We start from the raw sequence: 25627 nt of genomic DNA, 5'->3' as shown, positions 1-25627 counted from the left end.
GAGGCTTGCCCGCGACGGCGGCGTGTCAGTCAGCATAAATGTTGAATGTACCGACGCTTTCGCGGGCAAGCCTCGCTCCTACGGGTGATGGGGCCCTAGAAGTCCCCCCACAATTGCTGACGCTTTCGCGAGCAGGCACACATTACAGAATCAATCGATCCAGTTGCGCCTGCGCCCTGCGGCTGAAGACCTGCAACAGGTCGCTCAAGGTATGCGGCGGCGGTTCGTCGGCGCGGGTCACGGCGTACAAGGTGATCGGCAGCGCCGGTGCCAGGGGACGAATCGCCGTGGCGGCGGGGGAGGCGCCGAGGGCGGTGAACGGGTCGATGACCGCCAGCCCGGCCCCGGATTCCACCATCGCCCGGGCCAGTGAATAAGTTTGCACGGCAATGCGCACTCGCGGCGGCGGATCGACCGCTTCCAGGTAGCTGTCGAGCCGGGCGGCCAATGGGTCGGCGCTGGACAGGCCGATCAGCGGCGCGCCGGCCAGTTCGAGCAATGGCAACGGCTGGCCGTGGCTGTCAGCGGGCCAATAACCCAGCGGCGCCAACGCCACCAGCATCCCGCTGGCCAGGGCTTGGGCCTTCAGCCCCGGATGATCCGGCGGCTGCAACGTCAGGGCGACGTCCACTTCGCGCATCAACAGGTTCTGCATCAACTCACGGCTGTGGGCGCTGGACAGTTCGCAGACGATGTCCGGGTAACGTTGTGTCCATTCGTTGATCGCCGGTGGCAGCAGCGACAGCGCTAACGCCGGGATCGCGCCGATCCGCACACTGTGGCCCGGCTCGCGGCGCAGGCTCTGGGCCAGGCGTCGCAAACCTTGCAGGCTTTCGGTGACCTTATCGACCTCACGCTCAAGCTCCAGCGCTTCGGGCGTGGCCTGCAATTTACCGCGCACCCGCAGGAATAACGCAAAGCCCAGTTGCTGCTCGGCGTGTTGCAGTACTTTGCTCACCGCCGGCTGCGAGACGTGCAGCAACTGGGCGGCGCCACTGACCGAACCGGTCTGGCGAATGGCTTGGAAAATCTCGATGTGACGCAGGCGCATGGCGAGTCCATAACCTTTGTTTATGGGTCAGCCATCTTTATGCATTGTTCAACGGCTGTCACCTGGTCCTAACCTGAAGCCTGTTTCAACAACGGTTAAGGACAGACATGGCTCAGCGGGTTTGCATCATCGGCGGCGGCGTCATCGGGCTGACAACGGCTTACGCACTGGTGCGCGACGGCATCGACGTGACGCTGGTCGAGGCCCGGGACTCGCTGGCCAGCGAAACCAGTTTCGCCAACGGCGGCCAGTTGTCCTACCGCTACGTCGCACCGCTGGCCGACGCCGGCGTACCGCTGCAGGCGCTTGGCTGGATGCTGCGCGGTGACTCACCCCTGAAGCTGCGCCCGCGCCTGGACCCGGCGCAATGGCGCTGGATGGCGTCCTTTCTGGCGGCCTGCCGCAGCTCGGTGAACCAGCGCAACAGCGCGCATCTGCTGCGCCTGGCGCTGCTCAGCCAGACGACGTTGCAAGGCTGGCGCGAGGAAGATCGTCTCGACGGCTTCGACTGGCGGCGCAACGGCAAACTGGTGACGTTTCGTGAAGCCGCGAGTTTCGAGCATGCGCGCCACGGTCTGGCTGATCCACAACAGCAGCAGGTGTTGTCCCGGGCCGAATGCGCCCAACTGGAACCGGCGCTCGCCGAGGCGCCGTTCGTGGGCGCGATTTACACCCCGGATGAAGAAGTCGCCGACTGCCACGGGTTCTGCCAGCAACTGGTGGCCCGGCTCAAGGCGTCGGGGCGTTGCGAGTTTTTGCTCGGGCAAACGGTCACCGGCATTCGCCACACGGACGGCGCGGTGCAGGCCATCGAAATGGGCGCGCAGGTGTTGCCGGTCGAGCAACTGGTGATCGCGGCCGGGCATCGCAGCCCGGCGCTGGCGTTGCCCGGTATGAACCTGCCGCTGTACCCGCTCAAGGGCTATAGCCTGACCGCACCGATTCGCGCCGAACATCGGGCGCCGGACCTGAGCATCACCGATTACAACCGCAAGATCGTTTACGCCCGCATCGGTGCTCAACTGCGGGTGGCGGCGATGGTCGATATTGTCGGCTTCGACCCGGCGCTCGATCCCAAGCGCCTGGCGCTGATCAAACGCCAGGCCCAGGACACCTTGCCCCATGCCGGCGACTACGACGCCGCCATCGAATGGGCCGGCATGCGCCCGGCGACCCCCAGCGGCGTGCCGCTGATTGGCGCCACGGCGTACCGCAACCTTTGGCTCAATCTCGGCCATGGCGCGCTGGGTTTCACCTTGGCCTGCGGCAGCGCGCGACTGCTCAGGGATTTGCTGACGCAGCGCGCACCTTCGATTGAAATGCACGGCCTCGCGCCTCGCGTCGCCTGACTTGAGCTTGAAAAGGAAGAACCGATGAGCATCAACCGTATCAACAGCAACAGCCGCCTCTCCGCCGCCCTGACCTTTGGCGAACTGGTGTTTCTCTCGGGCCAGGTGCCGGGCGAGAGCCGCGACGTCAGCGGCCAGACCGCCGAGGTGCTGGCGAAAATCGATGCGCTGCTGGCCGAGGCCGGCAGCGACAAGGATCACCTGCTCAGCGCGACTATTTACCTAAGCGACATTGGCCGCGATTTCGCTGCCATGAACGAGATCTGGTCGCAATGGCTGTCGCTGGGCAAGGCGCCGACCCGCACCACCTTGCAGGCGCAACTGGCCCGTCCCGAAGTACTGGTGGAAATCACCGTGATCGCCGCCCGCCGCTAATCGCCCCACCCACAACGGAGAATAACAATGCAAAAAATCACGTTGATCGGCTGCACCCTTGGTCTGCTGCTTGGCAGTCAGGTCCAGGCCACGGAAGCGCCGCTGACGGGCACGCTGAACAAGGTCGCGAATGCCAAGAGCATCACCCTGGGCTATCGCGATGCGTCGGTGCCGTTCTCCTACGTGGGTGATCACTCGGGGCAGCCGATGGGTTACTCGGTGGACCTGGCGGGCAAGATTGTCGAGCGCATCAAGCAAAAACTCGATCAGCCGAACTTGCAGGTGAAGTACAACCTGGTGACCTCGCAAACCCGCATTCCGCTGGTGCAGAACGGCACGGTCGACCTTGAGTGCGGCTCCACCGGGGTGACGGTAGAGCGCCTGCAGCAAGTGGCGTTTTCCTACGGGTTTATCTATGTGAAAGGGCAGTTGCTCACGGCCAAGGACAGCGGGATCAAAAGCTTCGCCGACCTGCGTGGCAAGAATGTCGTGACCACCGCGGGGACCACCAATGAGCGGTTTCTGAAGAGCTACAACGTCGATCACAAAATCGACATGTTCGTGATCAGCGCCAAGGACCACGGCGAAGCGTTCCAGATGTTGCAGTCGGGCAGGGCGGCGGCGTTTTACATGGACGATGCGCTGCTCTACGGCGAACGGGCCAAGGCTCGCGATCCGCATAACTGGGTCGTGGTGGGTGAGGAACAATCGCGGGAAATCTACAGCTGCATGGTGCGCAAGGGCGATCCGCAATTTCTCGAGTTGGTGAACTCGACACTCGCCGACCTGTACAGCTCAGGGGAAATCAACGGCATCTACAACCGCTGGTTCCAGCAGCCGATCCCGCCCAAGGGCTTGAACCTGGAGTTTCCGATGACCAGCGAGCTGAAAGCGATCATCGCCAAACCGGTGAGTGAGCCGGTGCAATAACCGCCTCCTGATCCTGATCGTTCCCACGCTCCGCGTGGGAATGCAGCCCGGGACGCTCCGCGTCCCATCCAGAGCCGAACGCAGAGCGTCCGAAGAGGCATTCCCACGCAGAGCGTGGGAACGATCAAAGGCTGCGATCTTTTTAGAAGTCACCCCACAATTGCTGAGCCACCGCCAACGCCACCACTGGCGCCGTCTCGGTGCGCAACACCCGCGGCCCCAGTCGAGCCGCATGAAAACCCGCCCCTTTGGCCTGATCCACTTCCGCCTCCGACAACCCCCCTTCAGGGCCGATCAGAAACGCCAGGGTCGCAGGCTTGGCATGACTCACCAGCGGCTGCGCCACCGGATGCAGCACCAGCTTCAATTCCGCCTCGGTCTGCTTCAACCAATCCGCCAACAGCAGCGGCGGATGAATCACCGGCACCCGTGAGCGCCCGCACTGCTCGCAAGCGCTGATCGCCACCTGGCGCCAATGCAGCAGGCGTTTGTCGGCGCGTTCGTCCTTGAGGCGGACTTCGCAGCGGTCGGTGAAGATCGGGGTGATTTCGGTCACGCCCAGTTCGGTGGCTTTCTGGATCGCCCAATCCATGCGCTCGCCACGGGACAGGCCCTGGCCGAGGTGGATCGACAACGGCGACTCCACTTGCCCGATGAAGCTTTCATCGAGCTGCACCACCACGCGTTTCTTGCCGACTTCCACCAGCGAACCCCGAAACTCGTGGCCCGAGCCGTCGAACAATTGCACCGCATCACCCTCGGCCATGCGCAGCACGCGGCTGATGTAATGGGCCTGGGCCTCGGGCAACTCGTGCTCGCCGGTGCTCAGGGGGGCGTCGATAAAGAAGCGGGACAGTCTCATCTTGGGTCTCTAAAAATTGGCTCGGAATCGCTTTAGTGGCTGCTGACTCTTTGTGGCGAGGGGGCTTGCCACAAGGGTTATGCAGTGCCTGTTAGCCCGGATCACGGAAGCCGGGGTGAAAGTCTTCCGGCACCGACACGCTGACGCTATTGCGGGTCGCAATATCGATCCCTTCACTGGCCACCTCCGCGAGGAAATCAATCTGCTCCGGGGTAATCACGTACGGCGGCAGGAAATACACCACGCTGCCCAACGGGCGAAGTAAAGCACCGCGCTCCAAGGCGTGCTTGAACACTTTCAAGCCACGGCGCTCTTGCCACGGGTAGGCTTCCTTGGTCGCCTTGTCCTTGACCATCTCGATGGCCAGGACCATCCCGGTCTGGCGTACTTCCGCCACGTTCGGGTGATCGACCAGGTGCGCGGTGGAGGTGGCCATGCGCTGGGCCAGGGCCTTGTTGTTCTCGATGACGTTGTCTTCTTCGAAGATATCCAGCGTCGCCAGTGCCGCTGCGCACGCCAGCGGGTTGCCGGTGTAGCTGTGGGAATGCAGGAAGGCGCGCAGGGTCGGGTAGTCGTCGTAGAAGGCGCTGTAGACGTCGTCGGTGGTCAGCACCGCCGCCAGTGGCAGGTAGCCGCCGGTCAGGGCCTTGGACAGGCACAGGAAGTCCGGGCGGATGCCGGCCTGTTCACAGGCGAACATCGTCCCGGTGCGGCCGAAGCCGACGGCGATTTCGTCGTGGATCAGGTGCACGCCATAACGGTCGCAGGCTTCGCGCAGCAGCTTGAGGTAAACCGGGTGGTACATGCGCATGCCGCCCGCGCCTTGAATCAACGGCTCAAGGATCACGGCGGCGACGGTGTCATGGTTCTCGGCCAGGGTCTGTTCCATGGCGACGAACATGTTGCGCGAGTGTTCTTCCCAGCTCATGCCTTCCGGGCGCAGGTAGCAATCCGGGCTCGGCACCTTGATGGTGTCCATCAGCAGGGCTTTATAGGTTTCGGTGAACAGCGGCACGTCGCCCACCGCCATCGCCGCCATGGTTTCGCCGTGGTAGCCGTTGGTCAGGGTGACGAAGCGCTTCTTGTTCGGCTGGCCGCGGTTGAGCCAGTAGTGAAAGCTCATTTTCAGCGCGACTTCGATGCAGGACGAACCGTTATCGGCGTAGAAGCACCGGGTCAGGCCTTCCGGGGTCATCTTCACCAGGCGTTCGGACAGCTCGATCACCGGCTGATGGCTGAAACCAGCAAGGATCACGTGTTCCAGTTGATCGACCTGGTCCTTGATGCGCTGATTGATTCGCGGGTTGGCGTGGCCGAACACGTTGACCCACCAGGAACTGACGGCGTCGAGGTAGCGCTTGCCTTCGAAGTCTTCCAGCCAGATGCCTTCACCGCGCTTGATCGGGATCAGCGGCAGCTGTTCGTGGTCTTTCATCTGGGTGCAGGGGTGCCACAACACGGCCAGGTCCCGTTGCATCCACTGATTATTCAGGCCCATTTACAGTCTCCTCGAGGCGGTCCGCGGCAGGCGCGGGCAAACAATCGCGCAAGCCTATGCAATGCATCGCGCCGGGACAACCCATTGTGTCGATTGAGCTACTTTGTATGGGGTAATAGACGTCGCTGGCGGCGTTTTGATGGCTGACGTATTCTTCGCGGTTCTTTGAGTCGTCTGACTCGCAAAACTGCTTTTTCCTACCTGATTTCCGGAGTTCGCTGAATGTCTGCTGGTTGGCTGCGCGCCTGTGCGCTGGTGATGTTGGGGCTGTTCAGCGTTTCGGCGCTGGCCAAGGATAAAACGGCAATCGTGATCGGCGGCGGGCTTTCGGGCCTCACCGCGGCCTACGAGCTGCAAAACAAAGGCTGGCAGGTCACCGTGCTGGAAGCCAAGCCAAGCCTGGGCGGTCGCTCCGGCATGGCCACCAGCGAGTGGATCGGCAGCGACAAGGCCCAACCGGTGCTGAACAAATATGTGTCGACCTTCAAGCTCGGCACCACGCCGGCGCCTGAATTCGTGCGTACGCCGGGCTACCTGATCGACGGCGAGTACTTCACCGCCGCCGACCTGGCAACCAAGCAACCGGCCACCGCCGAAGCGCTCAAGCGCTACGAAAAGACCCTGGATGACCTGGCGCGCTCGATCACCGACCCGCAAAACCCGGCAGCCAACAGCACGCTGTTCGCCCTGGACCAGATCAACGTGGCCAACTGGCTCGATCGTCTGACCCTGCCAGCGACTGCCCGTCAGTTGGTGAACCAGCAGATTCGTACCCGTTACGACGAACCTTCGCGCCTGTCGCTGCTGTATTTCGCACAACAGAGCCGGGTGTACCAAGGCGTTTCCGACCGTGACCTGCGCGCTTCGCGCCTGATCGGCGGTAGCCCGGTGCTGGCCCAGGCCTTCGTCAAACAACTGAAGACCATCAAGACCAACTCGCCAGTCTCGGCCATCACCCAGGACAAGGACGGCGTGACCGTCAAGGTCGGCAGTGTTGGCTATCAGGCTGACTACGTGGTGGTCGCCGTGCCATTGCGCGCCCTGAGCAAGATCATCATGACCCCGTCGCTGGATGCCCAGCACATGGGCGCGATCAAGGGCACCAACTACGGTTGGCGCGACCAGATCATGCTGAAGTTCAAGACCCCGGTCTGGGAAAGCAAGGCGCGCATGTCCGGCGAGATCTACAGCAACGCCGGCCTCGGTATGTTGTGGGTAGAGCCGGCGCTCAAGGGTGGCGCCAACGTGGTGATCAACCTGTCCGGCGACAATGCGCGGGTGATGCAGGCTTTCGGCGACAAGCAGATGGTCGATCAGGTGCTGATTCGCCTGCACGCGTTTTATCCACAGGCGCGCGGTTCGTTCACCGGTTATGAAATCCGCCGCTACAGCACCGACCCGTCGATGGGCGGCGCTTACCTGGCCTTCGGTCCGGGCCAGATCAGCAAGTACTGGCGCCTGTGGGAGCGTCCGCTGCAACGTGTAGCCTTTGCCGGCGAACACACCGACACCTTGTACCCGGGCACCCTGGAAGGTGCTTTGCGCACTGGCCAGCGTGCGGCCAGTCAGGTTGAAGACCTGGCGGCGGGCAAGTCGTTTGAACCGGTGAAAGTTGTGCCGGCAGCGACCGCAGCAGCGGCCGGCGCAGTGGCGGCGAAGAAAGGTAACTTCTTCACCAACCTGTTCGGCGGTTCGGATGACGACAAGAAGCCAGAACCGGTCAAGGCCCCAGAACCAGTGACCCCGCCAGCTCCGGCCCCTGCTCCAGTGCCAACCCCGGCCCCGGCGCCAGTGGAAGCACCGAAGCCAGCGGCACCGGCCAAGGCCGAGCCTGCGAAGAAAGCGGCCAAGCCTGCGGCGAAGAAGCCGGCAGCGAAAACCGATGCTAAAAAGGCTCCGGCCAAGAAAGCTGAACCGGCGAAGAAACCAGCGGCCAAGAAGCCTGCTGCAACGACACCGGCAGCGACCGATACCAAAGCGCAGTAAGGCTTTGGGTTGAAAAAGAAAGCGCGGCAGTGATGCCGCGCTTTTTTTACGCCTGAAGAAAAGGGCCCTCACGATTCGAATAAACCGGATGGCGCAGGTGTTCTTGGCCTGGACTACCTGGTTTTTCAGAGATTGGCGTCTTTAATCTTTCCTTAACGCATCCCTAAGAGACTCTTGATCGTATTTCTCGATATTTCAAAGCGAAATTTTCCGCTTTAAATCGATAGATAACTCGATAGTCTTGGGCCAGCACTTACAGGGACTTGGCAATGCAACTACGAAACTCTACTGCTCGCTACGGCTGGGTCAGCATCTTCATGCACTGGGGCGTAGCGCTGGCGGTGTTCGCAATGTTCGCGTTGGGTCTGTGGATGGTCGGTCTCGGTTATTACGATCCCTGGCGCAAGGCAGGGCCGGATATCCACAAGAGCATCGGTCTGATCTTGCTGGCGTTGATGGTGTTTCGCGTGGTGTGGCGCCTTATCAGCCCACCGCCACCGACCTTGACCAGCTACAGCCGCATGACGCGCCTGGGTGCGAAATTCGGGCATGCCTTTCTGTATCTCTGCCTGTTTGCTGTGATGATTGCCGGTTACCTGATTTCCACCGCAGAAGGCGTCGGGATCCCGGTGTTTGATTGGTTTGAAGTGCCTGCACTGGTGTCCGGACTACCGGACCAGGCAGATACCGCAGGTGCGATTCATCTGTACCTGGCGTGGGCGCTGGTAATTTTTTCCGGTCTCCATGCGTTGGCAGCATTGAAGCACCACTTTATCGACCGTGATGTGACCCTCAAGCGAATGCTGGGTCGCAAAGCCTGAAATTCAACCTCGACTCCAAAAGGAAATAAAGCATGTTGAAAAAGACTCTCGCCGCTCTGGCAATCGGTTCCGCGCTGCTGTCCGCTAACGTGATGGCTGCTGACTACACCGTCGACAAGGAAGGCCAGCACGCCTTCGTTGACTTCAAGATCAGCCACTTGGGTTACAGCTACATCACCGGTACCTTCAAGGATATCGACGGCAAGTTCAGCTTCGACGCTGCCAAGCCAGAAGACAGCAAGATCGAGTTCAACGTGAACACCGCCAGCGTTTTCACTAACAACGCTGAGCGCGACAAGCACATCTCCAGCAAAGACTTCCTGAAAGTAGCTGATTTCCCTAAAGCTACGTTCGTGTCCACCGGCGTTAAAACCACCGGCAAAAACGCCGACGGTAAAGTCACTGCCGACGTGGCGGGCAACCTGACTATTGCTGGTGTCACCAAACCAGTTGTAGTCAAGGCCACTTTCCTGGGTGAAGGCAAGGATCCATGGGGCGGCTACCGTGCAGGCTTCGAAGGCACCACCAGCATCAAGCGCTCTGATTTCGGCAAGATGATGGACCTGGGTCCGCAGTCCGACGCGGTTGATCTGTACGTCACGTTTGAAGGTGTGAAAGCGAAGTAACCTTCGCCGCTTCAACAAAAACGCCCCCGATCTCGCGATCGGGGGCGTTTTTTTATGGCCGAACACAAATTGCATGGACGACAAAACCCTGTAGGAGCGAGGCTTGCCCGCGAACGGGGGCAACTCGGTTTCTGTTGTGTCGCGGATGGCGCCTTCGCGGGCAAGCCTCGCTCCTACAGGGGTTGGTGTGCATAAAAAATGCCCCGAATCTCGCGATCCGGGGCATTTTTGGTTACTGCGTTAAATCAGCGATTGCGAGTCAGCAATGCTGGTTTTTCGCCGCGTGGGCGGCCTGGCAGTTGATCCAGTTGCTCAGGCGTCGGGAACCGATCGGTTTTCGACTCTTTATGGATGATCTTCGGTGCCGGGCCACGCGGGTTCTGCACGGCCGGTTCCGAACGAGGCTGGTCGTCGGTGCGGGCCGGGCGGCGGTTGCGGGACTCTTCGCGACGGGCCTGACCGTCACGTGGCGCGCCGTTGCGTGGGCCGCTGCGCTTGGCTGGCGGGGTGCCGGTGGTGGCGCCGTCGCTGCTGCGCGGACCGCTTTGGCGACCCTGAGGCTTGCCGCCGGTGCGCGGAGCACCAGCACCTGCGCCCGCTGCCGCGCCTTGTGCCGGAGCACCCGGGCGACGACCACGGCCCTGGGCCGGTTTGGCTTGCGGCACGTAGTCAACGCGGTTACCGAAGTTATCCACGTCATCGTCCAGGAACTCGTCCGGCGCGCGATCAGCCGCCGCAGCGCGTGGCGCCGGACGCTGTTGTTCGCGGGCCGGGGTGCCTTCGCGTGGTTTGTGCTCACGGGCAGGGCGATCGCCACGGCCAGTAGCGGCAGGTTTTTCCTTGCCGCCCTTGTCCTTGCCTTTGTCTTTACGACCGCCGCCACCGCCAGTGCCGTTCGGACCGTCGCCGCGCGGGCCACGTGGGTTGCGCGGGTTACGCACATCCGGACGCTCGCGGACTTCTGGCTTCTCGGCTTCTACAGCGCTGGAGTCGAAGCCCATCAGGTTGCCGTCGGCAATCTTCTGCTTGGTCATGCGCTCGATGCTTTTCAGCAGCTTCTCTTCGTCCGGGGCGACCAGCGAGATCGCCTCGCCCGAACGACCGGCCCGGCCCGTACGGCCGATACGGTGCACATAGTCTTCGTCGACGTTCGGCAGTTCGAAGTTGACCACGTGGGGCAACTGGTCGATGTCGAGGCCGCGAGCGGCGATGTCGGTGGCAACCAGGATGCGCACTTCACCGGCCTTGAAGTCGGCCAGGGCTTTGGTGCGCGCGTTCTGGCTCTTGTTACCGTGGATCGCGACGGCGCTCAGGCCGTGTTTGTCCAGGTACTCGGCCAGGCGGTTGGCGCCGTGCTTGGTGCGGGTGAAGACCAGAACCTGTTCCCAGGCGCCGGCGGTAATCAAATGCGCCAGCAAGGAGCGCTTGTGGCTCGCGGCCAGGCGGAACACACGCTGTTCGATACGCTCGACCGTGGTGTTCGGCGGCGTGACTTCGATGCGTTCCGGGTTGTGCAGCAGTTTGCCGGCGAGGTCGGTGATGTCTTTGGAGAAGGTCGCCGAGAACAGCAGGTTCTGGCGTTTGCTCGGCAGACGGGCAAGGACCTTTTTCACGTCATGGACAAAGCCCATGTCGAGCATGCGGTCGGCTTCGTCCAGCACGAGGATTTCCACGTGGGACAGATCGACGCTGCCTTGACCGGCGAGGTCGAGCAGGCGGCCAGGGCAGGCCACCAGCACGTCAACACCGCGGGACATGGCCTGAACCTGTGGGTTCATGCCGACGCCGCCGAAGATGCAGGCGCTGACGAACTTCAGGTCACGGGCATAGACCTTGAAGCTTTCATGGACCTGAGCCGCGAGTTCGCGGGTAGGGGTCAGGACCAGGACGCGCGGTTGGCGCGGGCCGTGACGCTGGGATTTGTCCGGGTGACCGTTGGGGAACAACCGCTCCAGGATCGGAAGGGCGAAGCCGCCGGTTTTACCAGTACCTGTCTGCGCCGCAACCATCAGGTCGCGACCTTGCAACACGGCGGGGATAGCCCGCTGTTGCACCGGAGTAGGCTCGGTATAGCCCGCTGCCTCGATGGCACGGACTAAAGCCTCGGAGAGACCGAGGGAAGCAAAGGACATGAGTAATCCTGTTTTAGTTAGGGCTTGGCCCAATGGGAGTCTTGCCTGGCGCGAATGGCGTTTAAGAGGACGCAATCCCGTCCGGTCCTGCTGGGTTTCGAAGGCTCGTCTGGAGCGCTCGCGCGGGCTGAAAAGCTGCGCTGTAGCGGGGTCGAGATGCCTTGAACGATTCCGAGCGTCCGGGCGTGAGCCTGGCGGGAAGGCCGGAGTATAACAGAGCATTCACTGCGCGCCGCTTTCCTGCTGCTCAACGGTTTTTCCACGGGCGGCGGTGATGCCTGGCGCTTGCAGATCGGGGGCCGGGCCGGCGCCATAACGGGCGCTCAGCTCGGCGTAGGCGGGCTCACGCTTGAAGCGCTTGAGTTCGGCGCCGAAACGTTGCACCAGCAAATCCATGCCGGCATTGCGTCGGACCGCCAGGAATTGGCTCTGGTGGCTGATGATCGTCGGGTTTTCGCTGATCTGATCGCGAATGTTCAGCTCATCCAGCAAATGCTGGCCGACCCGGCGGTCAGTGATCAACAGGTCGATGCGCCCGCGCAGCAGCTTGCCGAAGTTGGCTTCGTGGGTCGGCGCCGGCTCCCGGGTAAACAATGTCGAACCGCTGAAGTCCTCGCTGTAGAGATAACCCGGCGAGGTGCCGATGGTCAGGCCTTTGAGTTCTTCAAGGGTGCGAAACGGATGAGGTCGTTCGTTGGCGTAGAACATCACGAACTCGACTTCCGAGAGCGGTTCGCTGGGGTAGAGCAGGGTGGCGTCGCGTTCGTCGCTGTGGAAAATGTCCAGCGCACCGTCGGCCTGGCCGGTGTCGAGCATCGACAGGCAGCGCTTCCAGGGCAGGAATTGCCATTCCACTTCGATGCCCAGGCGTTTGAAGACGATGGCGGTGGTTTCGTAGTCCAGGCCCAGGGCTTTGCCGTTTTCCTCGTACACGTACGGCGCCCACGGCTCTGTGACAATGCGCAGTTTCTCGCCCCGGGCGGCGAAGCTCAGGCAAGTGAAAAGAAGCACGGTCAGTAACTGCGCGATCAATGGCATGACTTGAGATTACGACGAGAAACCGTAAAGAGCCAGAAACGGGATCCAGAAGCTCTGTTTCGGGCGTTGAAAGCAAAAGATCGCAGCGCTCGGAGGCGCGTGGGCGCTGCCGAAGGCTGCGATCTTTTGATCTGGCTTGTCGCTTTCAACTTGAAGCTTGCAGCTGTTTTACCGCGGCAACTTCAGGTTATTCCACACCGCCAGACTCGGCTCAGCCTGGTTTAACGTATAGAAGTGCAACCCTGGCGCGCCACCTTGCAGCAGGCGTTCGCACATTTCGGTGATGACTTGCTCGCCAAAGCCTTGAATGCTTTGGGTGTCATCGCCGTAGGCTTCCAGTTGCTTGCGGATCCAGCGCGGGATTTCCGCACCGCAGGCATCGGAGAAGCGCGCGAGTTTGCTGTAGTTGGTGATCGGCATGATCCCCGGCACGATCGGGATGTTCACGCCCATCGCCCGTACACGCTCGACAAAGTAGAAGTAGCTGTCGGCGTTGAAGAAGTACTGGGTGATCGCACTGTCGGCGCCGGCGTTGGCCTTGCGCACGAAGTTGTTCAGATCGTCTTCGAAATTGCGCGCTTGCGGATGCATTTCCGGGTAAGCGGCGACTTCGATGTGGAAATGATCGCCGGTTTCTTCACGAATGAATTCAACCAGGTCGTTGGCGTGGCGCAGTTCACCGCTGGCCATGCCCATGCCCGAAGGCAGGTCACCGCGCAGGGCAACGATACGGGTAATGCCGGCAGCCTTGTATTGCGTCAGCAGGCTGCGCAGGTCGTCCTTGCTGTCGCCCACGCAAGACAGATGCGGTGCGGCCGGGACTTTGACTTCACTTTCGAGCTGCAACACGGTGTTGATGGTGCGATCACGGGTCGAACCGCCAGCGCCATAGGTGCAGGAAAAGAAATCGGGGTTGTACGTCGCCAGCTGACGGGCAGTGGCGAGCAGTTTTTCATGCCCAGCATCGGTCTTGGTCGGGAAGAACTCGAAGCTGTAGCGACGGTCTTGGGACATGGAGGGGACCTCCAGCTGCAAGTTGCAAGCTGCAAGCTGCAAGAGGGCGTAGCGCCGACTCTCGTAGTTGAAGCCCGCAACTCACGGCTGCAAAAAAGCGATGAAGAAGCAAGCGCCTGCCTCAAGCCACAAGTAAACGAACCGCTTTTACTTGCCGCTTGAAGCTTGCCACTTGCAGCTGCTGTCAGTACCGGTAGGCGTGCGGCTTGAACGGGCCTTCGACGGTCACGCCGATGTAGTCGGCCTGGGTCTTGGTCAGTTGAGTCACGACGCCGCCGAAACCGCGGACCATTTCCAGGGCCACTTCTTCGTCGAGTTTCTTCGGCAGTACTTCAACGGTCAGGCGCTCGGCTTTCTGGGCTGGCGACAGGTCGGCGTACTTCTGGCCGAACAGGAAGATCTGCGCCAGCACCTGGTTGGCGAACGAACCGTCCATGATGCGGCTTGGGTGACCGGTGGCGTTACCCAGGTTAACCAGACGGCCTTCGGCCAGCAGGATCAGGTAGTCGTCGTTTTGGGCATCGAATGCGCCAGGGCCGGTACGGTGAATCTTGTGAACCTGTGGCTTCACTTCTTCCCATGCCCAGTTCTTGCGCATGAAAGCGGTGTCGATTTCGTTGTCGAAGTGGCCGATGTTGCAGACAACAGCGCGCTTCTTCAGGGCCTTGAGCATGTTCGAGTCGCACACATTGACGTTACCGGTGGTGGTCACGATCAGGTCGATCTTGCCCAGCAGCGCTTTGTCGATGGAGGCTTCGGTGCCGTTGTTGATGCCGTCGATGAACGGCGAAACCAGCTCATAGCCGTCCATGCAGGCTTGCATGGCGCAGATCGGGTCAACTTCGGAAACCTTGACGATCATGCCTTCCTGACGCAGGGACTGGGCCGAGCCCTTGCCCACGTCACCGTAACCGATGACCAGCGCTTGCTTGCCGGACAGCAGGTGGTCGGTGCCGCGCTTGATCGCGTCGTTCAGGCTGTGACGGCAGCCGTACTTGTTGTCGTTCTTGCTCTTGGTCACCGAGTCGTTGACGTTGATGGCCGGGATTTTCAGCTCGCCCTTGGCCAGCATGTCCAGCAGACGGTGCACGCCAGTGGTGGTTTCTTCGGTGACGCCGTGGACGCGGTCCAGGATCGCCGGGTATTTCTTGTGCAGCAGCTCGGTCAGGTCGCCGCCGTCGTCGAGGATCATGTTGGCATCCCAAGGCGCGCCATCTTTCAGGATGGTTTGCTCCAGGCACCACTCGTACTCTTCTTCGGTTTCGCCTTTCCAGGCATACACCGCGATGCCGGCAGCGGCGATAGCAGCAGCGGCCTGGTCTTGAGTCGAGAAAATGTTGCAGGACGACCAGCGTACTTCGGCACCCAGGGCAACCAGGGTTTCGATCAGCACGGCAGTCTGAATGGTCATGTGGATGCAGCCGAGAATCTTGGCGCCTTTGAGCGGCTGCTCACCGGCGTACTTGCGGCGCAGACCCATCAGGGCAGGCATTTCGGATTCGGCGATGATGGTTTCGCGACGACCCCAGGCAGCCAGGGACATGTCGGCAACTTTGTAATCGGTAAAATCTGCAGGCGTGATGACAGCGCTCATGATGAGCCTCCATTCGTAATGTATGCGAATGGGCGCCGTTGTGCGTTTAGTGTCTGGCCAGGGCCAGGCAACGCCCCATCCGAGCCTGACAGGTTTGACCTGCTGCAGCGCCCCTCGGACAGGTGGCGGGAAAACGGTGGTAGCCGTTTTGAAACGGTGGCGATTATAGCTTTCTTTGTCCGGCTAGTGGCAAGTGACAAGCTACAAGCGGCAAGTAACAGCGAATCTGCTTTTACTTGCAGCTTGTCGCTTAAAACTTGAAGCTGGGGGCAGAAACCTATCGCTCAAACGCCTCAACCCCGGAGCCCCCCATGAATTTCCACACCCGCAAATGGGTAAAACCCGAAGACCTCAACCCCAACGGCACGCTGTTCGGCGGCAGCCTGTTGCGCTGGATCGACGAAGAAGCGGCGATCTATGCGATCGTCCAGCTGGGCAACCAGCGCGTGGTCACCAAGTACATTTCCGAGATCAACTTCGTCAGCGCCTCGCGCCAGGGCGACATCATCGAACTGGGCATCACCGCCACCGAGTTCGGCCGCACCTCGATCACCCTGACCTGCGAAGTGCGCAACAAGATCACCCGCAAAAGCATCCTGACCGTCGAGCGCATGGTGTTCGTCAACCTCGGCGAAGACGGCCTGCCGGCGCCCCACGGCCGCACCGAAATCCTCTACGTCAAAGACCAGTTCAAGGACGACGTCGTCGTCGATTGATGATCGTTCCCACGCTCCGCGTGGGAATGCAGCCCGGGACGCTCTGCGTCCCAAAGCGTGACGCAGAGCGTCACAAGAGGCATTCCCACGCAGAGCGTGGGAACGATCTGCCGAGGTCAGTGAACAGCTCCGAACCCCGCGTGTCGTACCTACATGACACGCCACCGGTTCCGGAGCTCCATGGACACTCAAAAAGACGGCAAGACCCCGAACCTCTCGGCTGAAGAGCAGCACGAAGCCGACCGCAACCAGCCGCCCCGGGCGGCGGTGTTGCATGAAATCATCCGCACCCAGGGCGATCAGGAGCTGGAACGCAGCGTCGCCGCGCTGTGGTGGTCGGCCCTGGCCGCCGGCCTGACCATGGGCCTGTCGCTGATGGCCATGGGGCTGCTCAATTCCCGCCTGCCGGACGGCGAAGGTTTCAAGGTGATCGCCAGTTTCGGCTACTGCGCCGGTTTCCTCGCGGTGATCCTGGCGCGCCAGCAACTGTTCACCGAAAACACCCTGACGGCCGTGCTGCCGATCATGACCAAACCCACGTTGAGCAATTTCGGGCGCTTGCTGCGCCTGTGGGGGGTCGTGCTGTTCGGCAACCTGTGCGGGACGTTGCTGGTGGCCTACGTGATGCTGCACCTGCCGATCTTCGACACCAAGACCGACCTGGCCTTCCTCGACATCGGGCGCAAGATCATGGAAAACAGCGCCAGCCAGATGTTCGCCAAAGGCATCATTTCCGGCTGGATGATCGCCACCATGGTCTGGATGATCCCGTCCATGGAGAGCGCCAAGATGTGGATCATCATCCTCATCACTTATCTGATGGCGCTGGGGGATTTCACCCACATCGTCGTCGGTTCGGCGGAAGTGTCGTACCTGGTGTTTGCCGGCGAATTGCCGTGGAAGGATTTCTGGCTGGTGTTCGCCGGGCCGACGCTGGCGGGCAACATCATTGGCGGCAGTTTCATTTTTGCCCTGATCAGCCATGCCCAGGTGCGCAGTGAAAGCAGCACGCCGAACAAGGCTGCGGATCAGCCCGGGAAGCCTGACCCGCAGAAGATCAAAAAGTAATCAGTGATGCTCGGCCTGTGCCGTTGGCGCAGGCTCATCCCGGGTCACGTACTTGACCAGTTTGCCGATGCTCAAACCCTGCAACAGGATCGACGACAACACCACGATGTAGGTGATGCTCAGGATCAGATCCCGCTCCGGGCCCAGCGGCAACGCCAGGGCCAGGGCTACCGACACACCGCCGCGCAAACCACCCCAGGTCAGGATTCGGATCGTCCCGCGCGGCACGGTGCGCCAGCGCCGCAACAGCAGGATGGCCGGGGCCACGGTCAACAGACGCGACAGCAGAATCGCCAGCGCCAGCAAACTCGCGGCCAATACGTGCAGCCAGTTGAATGGCAGCAGCAACAGTTCCATGCCGATCAGCGCGAACAGCAGGGCGTTGAGCATGTCGTCGAGCAGTTCCCAGAAACCGTCCAGGTACTTTCGGGTCATGTCGTTCATCGCCAGGTTGCGCCCCAGGTTACCGATAATCAGACCGGCGACCACCATCGCGATCGGCGCGGACACGTGCAGCTCCGAAGCCATGGCCGAACCGCCGATCACCAGCGCCAGGGTCAGCATCACTTCGATCTGATGCTGCTCGATGCTCTTGATCATCAGGTACACCAGGTAACCGATCAGCCCGCCAAACACCACGCCACCAATCGCCTCGTGGGCGAACAGCATGGCCGTGGCGCCGACGGTCGGGGTTTCGCCCAATTGCGCGATGCCCAGCAACACGGTGAACACCACCACCGCCGTGCCATCGTTGAACAGCGACTCGCCGACGATCGTGGTTTTCAGCGGCTTGGACGCGTTGGCGGTCCGCAGCACACCGAGCACCGCAATCGGGTCGGTGGGGGAAATCAGCGCGCCGAACAGCAGGCAATACAAGAAGCTCACGTGCCAGCCGAACAGGGCAAAAATGTAATAGGCGAGGCTGCCGATCACCGCCGTGGCGATCAATACGCCGAAGGTCGCGAGCAGGCCGATGGGCCAGCGGTAACTGCGCAGGTCGCTCAGATTGACGTGCAGGGCGCCGGCGAACAGCAGGAACGAGAGCATCCAGTTCATCAGCAGATCACCGAAGTCGATCTGGCCGATCAGCTGTTGTACGCGCTCTTCGAGACCGGGGTAGCCGAGCAGGCTCAGGCCTTGCAACAGCAGGGAAAACATCAGCGCCGTGACCATCACACCGATGGTCGGGGGCAGGCCGATGAAGCGGAAATTCACGTAGGTGAGGAGGGACGTGAGGCAGATAAACGCAGCGACAAGTTCAAGCATCCGGGGTCCTTTGGATGGTGGGTGGAGTTGGGCACGATGCGGGTCGTGCATGAGGTTGGATGGGCTGTCGCAAGTCAGGGACACAAATGCGATCCCCTGTGGCGAGGGGGCTTGCCCCCGTTGGGCTGCGAAGCGGCCCTCAAATCTGCAATCGCGGTAAATCAGGATGAGCGCGGCGTCTGGATTGCGACTGCTGCGCAGCCGAACGGGGGCAAGCCCCCTTGCCACAGGTTAATGCAGTGCGTCGAGTCAGCCGGACACATTGACCGCAGCCGCCCCGCGCCGTTGCAGGTAGATATAGAACAGCGCCGTCAGCACCGTCAGCCCGCTGACCAGCGCCCCCGTCCACGGCAAATCCGCCAGGTCCGCGCCGCTGGCGACCACCAGCCCGCCAATCCACGCGCCAGCGGCATTGCCGAGGTTGAATGCACTCTGGTTCAACGTCGAACCGAGGTTCGGCGCCTCATGCGCCTGATCAATGATCAGCAGTTGCAGGATCGGGCACAGGGCAAACGCAAAAATCCCCCACAACACCAGCGTAATCGCCGCCGGAATCACCGAATGGCTGGTCTGGCTGAACGCCGCCAGCACCACCGCGACCGCCAGGGCCATGCCCACCAGCGAAGGCAGCAAGCGACTGTCCGCCAAGCGCCCGCCGAGCATGCTGCCCGCCGTCAGACCCACGCCGAACAACAGCAACATGATGGTCACGCCGTGGGGGCTGACGCCGGTGATGTCTTGCAGGATCGGTGCGATGTAGGTGAATACGCTGAACAGACTGGTGGACGCCAGCACGCTCATGCCCAGGGCCAGCAACACGTTGACCTTGCCCAGCACCTTGAACTCGCTGGCCAGGTTCGCCTTGTCCATGACGATGTCTTTCGGCAACCACACCCATTGGGCGATGGCCGCGATCACGCCGATCACCGATACCGCCCAGAACGTCGAGCGCCAACCGGCGTATTGGCCGAGTGCCGTGCCCAGTGGCACGCCGAGCACATTGGCGAGGGTCAGGCCGGTGAACATCATGGCAATCGCCTGGGCCCGTTTGTTCGGCGCCACCAGACCGGCCGCGACCACCGAACCGATACCGAAGAACGCTCCGTGGCACAACGCGGTGACCACGCGGGCGGCCATCAGCGTCGCATAGTTCGGCGCCAGGGCGCAGAGGATGTTGCCGAGGATAAACATCAGCGTCATGCCCAGCAGCGTGGCTTTGCGTGGCATGTTCGCGGTGCCGATCGCCAGGATCGGCGCGCCGAACACCACGCCCAGGGCGTAGCCGGTAATCAACAGGCCGGCGTGGGGAATGCTCACGGCGAGGTCGCGGGCGACATCGGGCAGCAAGCCCATGATGACGAATTCAGTGGTGCCGATGCCGAACGCGGCAACAGCGAGGGCAAGCAAGGCGAGTGGCATGCGCAAGGTCTCTGTCGGTAGTCTTGACGCTCGGATCAGGCATACGCAGGCCATCGGCCGTTCTCGAGGAGAGCGGGCGGGGGCAGGAATTATTGGAATTAGTCTGTGCGCAACTGAGTGCGGCGTGGTCGCTTGCAGTATAAACAGCTGCGGACATATGGCGAATCAATTCTCTCCCCGCTTTCCGTAGGAGCGAGGCTTGCCCGCGAAGGCGTCCTTGAGATCGCCTTCGCGGGCAAGCCTCGCTCCTACAGGGATGGGGGTGGGCAACAGAAGGAGTGAGCCGTGCTTGCAACAGCACTGGTGTTGGTCGCGGCGCTGTTGCACGCGGCGTGGAATACCCTGATCAAATTCAGCGCCGAGCGGCTGCTGGTGGTGGCGTGCATGGACTCGGTGGCGATGCTGTTTGTCGCCGTGATGCTGCCGTTCGTGAACGTGCCGCCGATTGAAATCTGGCCGTGGATCCTGGCGTCGGCGGCGTTCGAGTTGCTCTATCGCTATTTGCTGATCCAGGCCTACCGGGTTGGTGACCTGGGGCTGGTCTATCCGCTGATGCGGGGCCTGTCGCCACTGGTGGTGCTGGCGCTGACGCTGATCTTCGCCGGGGAAGTGCTGACGAATCAGCAGATCTTCGGCATTTTGCTGATCCCGTTCGGCATGCTGTGCCTGCTGTGGCAGGGCGGTGGCGGTGCGCGATTGCCGTGGTCAATGCTGCCAGTGGTGGCGCTGATTGGCCTGTGCATCGGCTGCTACACCTTCATCGATGGCCAGGCGTTGCGGCGCTGGTCGCATCCGCTGGATTACCTGGTGTGGGTCACGCTGCTCAGTGCCTGGCCATTCCCGTTGCTGGCGCTGGTGCGCAAGCGACCGGCGTTCATGCTGTTCTGGCGAGAACAGTGGCGACTGGGGCTGGCGGTCGGGTTTTGCGTGTTGTTCAGCTACGCTCTGGTGCTGTGGGCGATGCAACTGGGCTCGATTGCCGAAGCGGCGGCGTTGCGTGAGATCAGTGTGATCCTGGTGGTGCTGTTCGGCATGCGCTACTTGAAAGAACCTTTCGGCCGGCCGCGGCTCTTAGCCTGTGGGTTGGTGCTGATCGGCATCTTGGTGATGAAGTTTTGACCGACCACCGAATTTCTGAAAACTGAAGAAGGGACTGCTTTATGACGGTTGCGCTGTGGTGCGTTTTGATTGCGATTTTCCTGCCCTATGTCTGCACGGCCATCGCCAAGGCCAGTGGCAGGTACAACCTGAAAGACAACCATGATCCCCGGGACTTTCTCGAATCGCTGAATGGCTTGGGTCGGCGTGCCCATGCGGCGCAGTTGAACAGTTTTGAAGTGATGCCGGCGTTCGCGGTGGCAGTGCTCGCGGCCCATCTGGTGGGCACGGCGCAGTTGGTGACGGTCAACGTGCTGGCGGTGCTGTTTATCACCAGTCGGCTGCTGTACATCATTTGCTACCTGGCGGACTGGGCGATCTTGCGGTCGCTGGTGTGGTTTGTGGTGATGGGGTTGATTGCCAGTTTCTTTTTTGTGTCGATCTGATTGAAGCAAAAGCAAAAGATCGCAGCCTTCGGTAGCTCCTGCAGGGACCGTGTTCACAACGATTCCCCGTAGGAGCCTGCGATCTTTTGACGTTAAGGCTTGTCAGCCACCTGCGGCACTTGCGGCAACGCTGCACCTTTAGGCCACAACATCCAGATCTGCCCCTGCTGCTTCATATCCCCCGCCAATTGCCCGGCCGCTTCGCCGGTGCCCCAGAACAGGTCCGCCCGCACTTCGCCGGCAATCGCGCCGCCAGTGTCCTGGGCCGCCACCGGCCGCACCAGTGCGCTGCCATCCGGTTTGGTGGTGGATAACCAAAGCAGACTGCCCAGCGGAATCACCTTGCGATCCACTGCCGCGCTGTAGCCCGCCGTCAGCGGTACGTTCAGCGAGCCGCGAGGCCCTTCGTTGCTGTCCGGATTTTGGGTGAAAAACACGTAGCTGGGGTTGCTGCCGAGCAATTGCGGAATGCGCGACGGATTCGCCTTGGCCCAGGCGCTGATAGCGCCCATGGTCACGTCTTCCTTCTTCAGTTCACCCTGATCCACCAGCCAGCGGCCGATGGGACGATACGGATGGCCGTTCTGGTCGGCATAAGCGATACGCAGTTGTCGACCACTGTCGAGCTGGATCCGCCCGGAACCCTGGATTTGCAGGAATTGCAGGTTCATCGGGTCGGTCAGCCAGGCCACGACCGGCGCCTTGACCCCTTTGCTCTCGATGGTGGCGGCGTCGTCGTAGGGTTTGAGCACGCGACCTTCAAGTCGACCGCGCAGGCGTTTGCCCTTGAGTTCCGGGTAGAGGCTGTCCAGGGACACAATGATCATGTCCTCGGGCACGCCGTAAACCGGGACATTAGCCACTTCGGTCTGGGTCAGGCTGCCGGGGTACACCGGTTCGTAGTAGCCGGTGATCAGGCCATTGGGATTGTCGTTGGCGGCACGCAGGCCGTAGACGTCCAGGTTCTGCTTGAGAAAGCCGCGAATCTCGCCGGCGGTTTGCGCCACATTGGCGGACGCTGCGCAGGTCGAGCCCCAGACCGGGTCGGCCTTGAGTCGGGTGCAGGCGCTGCGCCAGGAACCGAAACCGGCCACCAGATCATCGTCGGACACCGTTGGCAATGCTTCCCAGGTGGCGCTGGTGTAGGTGGCCAGGGCGTGGGTTTTCGGGGTGTTGTTTTCGCCGCCGGTGCAGCCCGCAAGCACGGCTACCATCGGAAGGGTCCAGGCCAGGCGCGGGCGCCAGGCCATGAAACGGCTGTTCATGGAGTAATTCCTTTGACGGCTGCCTGAGTGCTCCATGCGCTCAAACAACCCTTATTGATAATAGGGCTATTGGTGTTTAACGATGACGCGAGGATACTGGCCGCCGTTCCCCGTGACCTGAAGCCACCATGACTCTTAAAAGAATTTCTGTTGTATTGCTGGCCTGCCTGACCTTGTCCGCCTGCGGCGGTGTTGATCCGAATTCGCCATTGGGTCAACGCAAGGCGATCTTCAAGCAAATGCTCAAGACCGGCGAAGACCTGGGTGGCATGTTGCGCGGACGCATTCCGTTCGACGGGCCGAAATTTGCCGAGGGTGCGGTGAAACTCGATGCGCTGTCCCATGAGCCGTGGAAACATTTCCCGCAGGTGCGCGAAGAAGATCACACCAGCGCCAAGGACGATGTGTGGAAGCAACAGGCACGCTTCCAGGAAATGGCCCGCAACCTTGAAGGCGCCACCGGTGAATTGGTGATTGCCAGCAAGGTCCAGCCGTACAAGGCCAGCAACCTCGGGCCGGCGGTGCAGAAAGTTGAAGATGCCTGCAGTGCTTGCCATAAACAGTTTCGGGATCATTGATCTAGCGGTGTGTATTCCCTGTGGCGAGGGGGCTTGCCCCCGTTCGGCTGCGAAGCAGTCGTCAATTCGGCCCGCGCGGTCTATCTGATTATCCGCGTCTGCTGATTTTGCGGTCGCTCCGCGACCCAACGGGGGCAAGCCCCCTCGCCACAAAAGCTCCCTCGCAACGCCGAGGTCCTACTTATCCAGTTCATCCAGCGCTTCCTGCAATTCCTTGCGGGACTCGGCCAGTTTGTCTTTGCGTTTGTTGATTTTCTCGGCATCGCCCTTGCTCATGGCCTTGTCGAGATCGGCCTGGCGCTTGCTGACTTCATGCTTGGCGTCGAGCACCTTGTTTTCCCGTTCCTTCTTCAAGGAGGCGTCGGTGCAGTGGGTGGTGACTTCGTTCAGGGCGGTTTCCAGGCCCGCCTGCTGATCGGCGTTGCCATGGGATTTGGCCAGTTCGATCTGGTTGACGATGCCCTGTTTCTTGGCGGCGCAACCGGTCAGTTCCGGGATCTCTTCGGCTGCCATCAGCGGAGCAGCCATCATGCCGCAAAGGGTCAGCAGGGCGAGCGGTGCAAGAAATTTCATAAAAGCTCCATGCAAAAAAAAGGCAAGCGGGTCGAGGTGGCAATGGGCTGTTTGAGCGCAGCGCCACCATTGGGTTCCCGGGCTGACAGGCATTGTTGGTCGCTAAAAACCGTCAATCCCCGCCATACGTAATGTTTCACTCAAGGCCAGGACCTGCGGGTCGCGAAAAAACGCGCTCAATTGCGCTGCGCGTCCCGGGCCGATGCCGGCTTCGGCCTGCCACTGTTCGTGGCTGCGTTGCGCCAGGGTCTGCCATGAATCGGCAAGCTTCGCCTGACCCGTCGGCGGCAAGCCAAGGGCTTTGAGCCAGCGAGCAAACGGACGCTGCCGGGCACTTTCAAAACTGTTTAAAAGACGAGCGCTGCTGCGCTCGCCGAAGCCGGCAATGTTAGCAAGCTCTTGGGCATCGAGGGTCAACCAATCCAGCAGGCTGTTGAGGCGGCCTGTTTCGAGAAGTTTCTCCCAGGTGCCCGGCCCGACATGCGGCAAGGCCAGCCCTTGCTTGCCGCTTAGCCAGGTCAGACGGGCGAGAAATTGGCTTTCGCAGCCCGGCGTTGGCTGCCAGCAGCTCAGCGGATGAAAGTCAGCCGCCAGCGGTGCATTCACTTCCGCGCGCTCGGCGCTGCGCAGCACGACGTCATCGAGCCTGGGAATGGTCAGGCCCGCGAGGCTGATGGCAACCTGATCACCGGGGCGAATGTCCAATTGCTCCCAGCGTTGCATGGAGCTGACGCTCACTCGTTTGATCTGCCGGTCATCGAGCTTTACCGGCGACAGCTCCAGTACCGGGGTGATCCGCCCGGTCCGGCCGATCTTGAAATGCACCTTGCGCACCTCGGCCAATGCCTGGGCGAAGGGGTATTTCCAGGCGACGCTCCAGTAAGGTGGCCGGGCCTGCCAGCGTTCGGCGGGTGGACGTGAATCCTGGCGCAGGACGACGCCGTCGCTGGCGAAAGGCAGGGGCGAGCGATACCAGTGATCGCGCCAGCGGTCTGCATCGGCAAAGGTGTTGATCGATTGGCTGTAGACGCCGGTGGCCGGGAATCCCAGCCTATCCAAAGCGGTGACCCGGGCAGGCCAGCTTTCCGGACCTTGCGGCCAATCCCAGACAAACAACCCGATCCCGGCAGCCTGCTCCGCGCTCAGCGACTTGCGCGCCATCAACCCGGCCACGCTGGCGCGGGCGTTGAGGCTGCCGGCTTCGGCTTGTATGTGATCGGTCAGGCGCCAGTAGAGTTCGCCTTGCACGAGGACGTCCATTGGTTGCTTCAGTTGCTGGGGGATGCCGGCGATCTGGCGTGCGGAGGCGGTCCAGTCCTGGCCGTTCATGCCGTCGCCGCGACTGATCGCCTGTTGCAGCAGGCCTTTGCTGTAGATCAGCGATACCGCCACGCCATCGACCTTTGGCTGAATCCAGACATCCTTGCGATCGCGCAGCCAGTGTTCGACGGCGGGTCCGTCGTGGAGTTTTTCCAACCCCGTGTGGACGATGGGGTGAGGCACCTTGCCGCCCGTCGTTCGCAGCGGTTCAGGGGCAGGGGCGAGGTTTAAACAGGTGCGCCATTGCGTCAGCCGGGCTCGGGACTGGTCGTAGAGTTCGTCGCCGATCAGGGATTGGCCCTTGCGGTGGTAGCTGTCGTCCCAACGGTCGAGTTGCTGTTGCAGGGTGGTGATTTCGGCTTGGGCACGCGCGGGTGCCCAGTCGGGGCAATCGGCGGCGCTGGCGGTCAGGGATGTCAGCAGGAGGGCGAAAAACAGGCGCAGGCTGGGGAGCATCGAGAGCGTCCTTGCTCGTTGGGATGTCTGGAAGATTAGTCGGTCATGAGTGTTGTAAAAGCGGGGTGTTTTTCGGGGTGTTTCGAGGACAGATTTTCCAGCATGAAAAAGCCCCGCACGGCGCGAACCGTGCGGGGCTTTGGGTA

At 61.5% G+C, this 25627-nt stretch carries 23 protein-coding genes and 1 riboswitch; of the genes, 11 read left to right on the top strand and 12 right to left on the bottom strand.

From position 1 onward, the window contains the following. Positions 1-142: 142 nt before the first annotated feature. Entirely contained in the window at positions 143-1051 is a 909-nt protein-coding gene (locus tag FQ192_RS17585) for a LysR family transcriptional regulator (RefSeq protein WP_149659706.1), read from the bottom strand. A gap of 107 nt (positions 1052-1158) precedes the next feature. Here FQ192_RS17585 and FQ192_RS17580 point away from each other — a divergent pair, with 107 nt between their 5' ends. The 3 genes from FQ192_RS17580 to FQ192_RS17570 are packed head-to-tail and all read left to right on the top strand — an operon-like array spanning position 1159 to position 3705. Further along, complete coding sequence (locus FQ192_RS17580; protein WP_149659705.1) at positions 1159-2400, top strand: D-amino acid dehydrogenase; 1242 nt, start codon at positions 1159-1161, stop codon at positions 2398-2400. Positions 2401-2424: 24 nt separating this feature from the next. Continuing rightward, the gene (locus FQ192_RS17575; protein WP_149659704.1) at positions 2425-2775 is read left to right on the top strand and encodes a RidA family protein; all 351 of its coding nucleotides are present in this window, start codon (positions 2425-2427) and stop codon (positions 2773-2775) included. A 27-nt stretch (positions 2776-2802) separates the two neighbouring features. Further along, positions 2803-3705 carry a transporter substrate-binding domain-containing protein gene (locus FQ192_RS17570; protein WP_149659703.1) on the top strand — a complete coding sequence of 301 codons (903 nt, stop codon included), beginning with the start codon at positions 2803-2805 and terminating at the stop codon, positions 3703-3705. Between the two features lie 142 nt (positions 3706-3847). Here the strand turns inward: FQ192_RS17570 and FQ192_RS17565 are convergent, their stop codons facing one another. Both FQ192_RS17565 and FQ192_RS17560 read right to left on the bottom strand, forming a co-directional pair. Next, positions 3848-4567: a 16S rRNA (uracil(1498)-N(3))-methyltransferase gene (locus FQ192_RS17565; protein ID WP_149659702.1), complete on the bottom strand. Its 720-nt coding sequence runs from the start codon at positions 4565-4567 to the stop codon at positions 3848-3850. A gap of 91 nt (positions 4568-4658) precedes the next feature. Beyond that, positions 4659-6065: an adenosylmethionine--8-amino-7-oxononanoate transaminase gene (locus tag FQ192_RS17560; protein ID WP_149659701.1), complete on the bottom strand. Its 1407-nt coding sequence runs from the start codon at positions 6063-6065 to the stop codon at positions 4659-4661. Between the two features lie 222 nt (positions 6066-6287). Between FQ192_RS17560 and FQ192_RS17555 the strand changes: the two genes are divergently transcribed. From FQ192_RS17555 to FQ192_RS17545, 3 genes are all read left to right on the top strand, one after another. Beyond that, on the top strand, positions 6288-8051 hold the full coding sequence (locus FQ192_RS17555; RefSeq protein ID WP_149659700.1) for a flavin monoamine oxidase family protein: 1764 nt from the start codon (positions 6288-6290) through the stop codon (positions 8049-8051). Positions 8052-8320: 269 nt separating this feature from the next. Beyond that, positions 8321-8872 (top strand): cytochrome b, encoded by a 552-nt coding sequence (locus FQ192_RS17550; RefSeq protein WP_149659699.1) that lies wholly within the window; start codon positions 8321-8323, stop codon positions 8870-8872. Between the two features lie 32 nt (positions 8873-8904). After that, on the top strand, positions 8905-9498 hold the full coding sequence (locus tag FQ192_RS17545; RefSeq protein WP_149659698.1) for a YceI family protein: 594 nt from the start codon (positions 8905-8907) through the stop codon (positions 9496-9498). Positions 9499-9743: 245 nt separating this feature from the next. Here FQ192_RS17545 and FQ192_RS17540 read toward each other — a convergent pair whose 3' ends face one another. The 4 genes from FQ192_RS17540 to ahcY form a co-directional block, all read right to left on the bottom strand. After that, positions 9744-11630: a DEAD/DEAH box helicase gene (locus tag FQ192_RS17540; protein WP_149659697.1), complete on the bottom strand. Its 1887-nt coding sequence runs from the start codon at positions 11628-11630 to the stop codon at positions 9744-9746. 222 nt (positions 11631-11852) lie between these two features. Further along, positions 11853-12668: an ABC transporter substrate-binding protein gene (locus FQ192_RS17535; RefSeq protein ID WP_149659696.1), complete on the bottom strand. Its 816-nt coding sequence runs from the start codon at positions 12666-12668 to the stop codon at positions 11853-11855. A 168-nt stretch (positions 12669-12836) separates the two neighbouring features. Then, positions 12837-13682, bottom strand: a complete 846-nt coding sequence (gene metF, locus FQ192_RS17530; protein ID WP_123599646.1) for a methylenetetrahydrofolate reductase [NAD(P)H] — start codon at positions 13680-13682, stop codon at positions 12837-12839. 184 nt (positions 13683-13866) lie between these two features. Further along, on the bottom strand, positions 13867-15276 hold the full coding sequence (ahcY, locus tag FQ192_RS17525; RefSeq protein WP_133835625.1) for an adenosylhomocysteinase: 1410 nt from the start codon (positions 15274-15276) through the stop codon (positions 13867-13869). A 23-nt stretch (positions 15277-15299) separates the two neighbouring features. Beyond that, positions 15300-15398, bottom strand: a riboswitch (S-adenosyl-L-homocysteine riboswitch). A gap of 189 nt (positions 15399-15587) precedes the next feature. Between ahcY and FQ192_RS17520 the strand changes: the two genes are divergently transcribed. Further along, positions 15588-15992, top strand: coding sequence for an acyl-CoA thioesterase (locus FQ192_RS17520; RefSeq protein ID WP_123514743.1), 405 nt, complete (start codon positions 15588-15590; stop codon positions 15990-15992). A gap of 180 nt (positions 15993-16172) precedes the next feature. Continuing rightward, a complete protein-coding gene (locus FQ192_RS17515) occupies positions 16173-17060 on the top strand; it encodes a formate/nitrite transporter family protein (RefSeq protein ID WP_133835627.1) in 888 nt (295 codons plus the stop codon). Here FQ192_RS17515 and FQ192_RS17510 read toward each other — a convergent pair whose 3' ends face one another. Both FQ192_RS17510 and FQ192_RS17500 read right to left on the bottom strand, forming a co-directional pair. Beyond that, positions 17061-18326, bottom strand: coding sequence for a sodium:proton antiporter (locus FQ192_RS17510; protein ID WP_149659695.1), 1266 nt, complete (start codon positions 18324-18326; stop codon positions 17061-17063). It abuts the gene before it with no gap. 249 nt (positions 18327-18575) lie between these two features. Beyond that, positions 18576-19745, bottom strand: coding sequence for an MFS transporter (locus FQ192_RS17500; RefSeq protein ID WP_149659694.1), 1170 nt, complete (start codon positions 19743-19745; stop codon positions 18576-18578). Between the two features lie 285 nt (positions 19746-20030). On the opposite strand from FQ192_RS17500, the gene FQ192_RS17495 reads away from it, so the two are divergent. Together FQ192_RS17495 and FQ192_RS17490 are read left to right on the top strand one after the other, a co-directional pair. Next, the gene (locus FQ192_RS17495; protein WP_149659693.1) at positions 20031-20864 is read left to right on the top strand and encodes an EamA family transporter; all 834 of its coding nucleotides are present in this window, start codon (positions 20031-20033) and stop codon (positions 20862-20864) included. Positions 20865-20905: 41 nt separating this feature from the next. Next, positions 20906-21289: an MAPEG family protein gene (locus tag FQ192_RS17490; RefSeq protein ID WP_149659692.1), complete on the top strand. Its 384-nt coding sequence runs from the start codon at positions 20906-20908 to the stop codon at positions 21287-21289. 92 nt (positions 21290-21381) lie between these two features. On the opposite strand, the gene FQ192_RS17485 is transcribed toward FQ192_RS17490, so the two are convergent. After that, positions 21382-22554 (bottom strand): murein transglycosylase A, encoded by a 1173-nt coding sequence (locus FQ192_RS17485; protein ID WP_149659691.1) that lies wholly within the window; start codon positions 22552-22554, stop codon positions 21382-21384. Positions 22555-22682: 128 nt separating this feature from the next. On the opposite strand from FQ192_RS17485, the gene FQ192_RS17480 reads away from it, so the two are divergent. After that, entirely contained in the window at positions 22683-23132 is a 450-nt protein-coding gene (locus tag FQ192_RS17480; RefSeq protein WP_149659690.1) for a cytochrome c, read from the top strand. A 177-nt stretch (positions 23133-23309) separates the two neighbouring features. On the opposite strand, the gene FQ192_RS17475 is transcribed toward FQ192_RS17480, so the two are convergent. Together FQ192_RS17475 and ligB are read right to left on the bottom strand one after the other, a co-directional pair. Next, positions 23310-23705, bottom strand: a complete 396-nt coding sequence (locus FQ192_RS17475; protein ID WP_149659689.1) for a DUF1090 domain-containing protein — start codon at positions 23703-23705, stop codon at positions 23310-23312. Between the two features lie 102 nt (positions 23706-23807). Next, positions 23808-25481 carry an NAD-dependent DNA ligase LigB gene (ligB, locus tag FQ192_RS17470; protein WP_149659688.1) on the bottom strand — a complete coding sequence of 558 codons (1674 nt, stop codon included), beginning with the start codon at positions 25479-25481 and terminating at the stop codon, positions 23808-23810. Positions 25482-25627 lie beyond the last annotated feature (146 nt).

The sequence above is a fragment of the Pseudomonas sp. ANT_J12 genome (assembly GCF_008370045.1).
Taxonomy (GTDB): Bacteria; Pseudomonadota; Gammaproteobacteria; order Pseudomonadales; family Pseudomonadaceae; genus Aquipseudomonas.
Note: the sequence above shows the minus strand (reverse complement) of the source record. Positions and strands in the feature narration are given on the sequence as shown.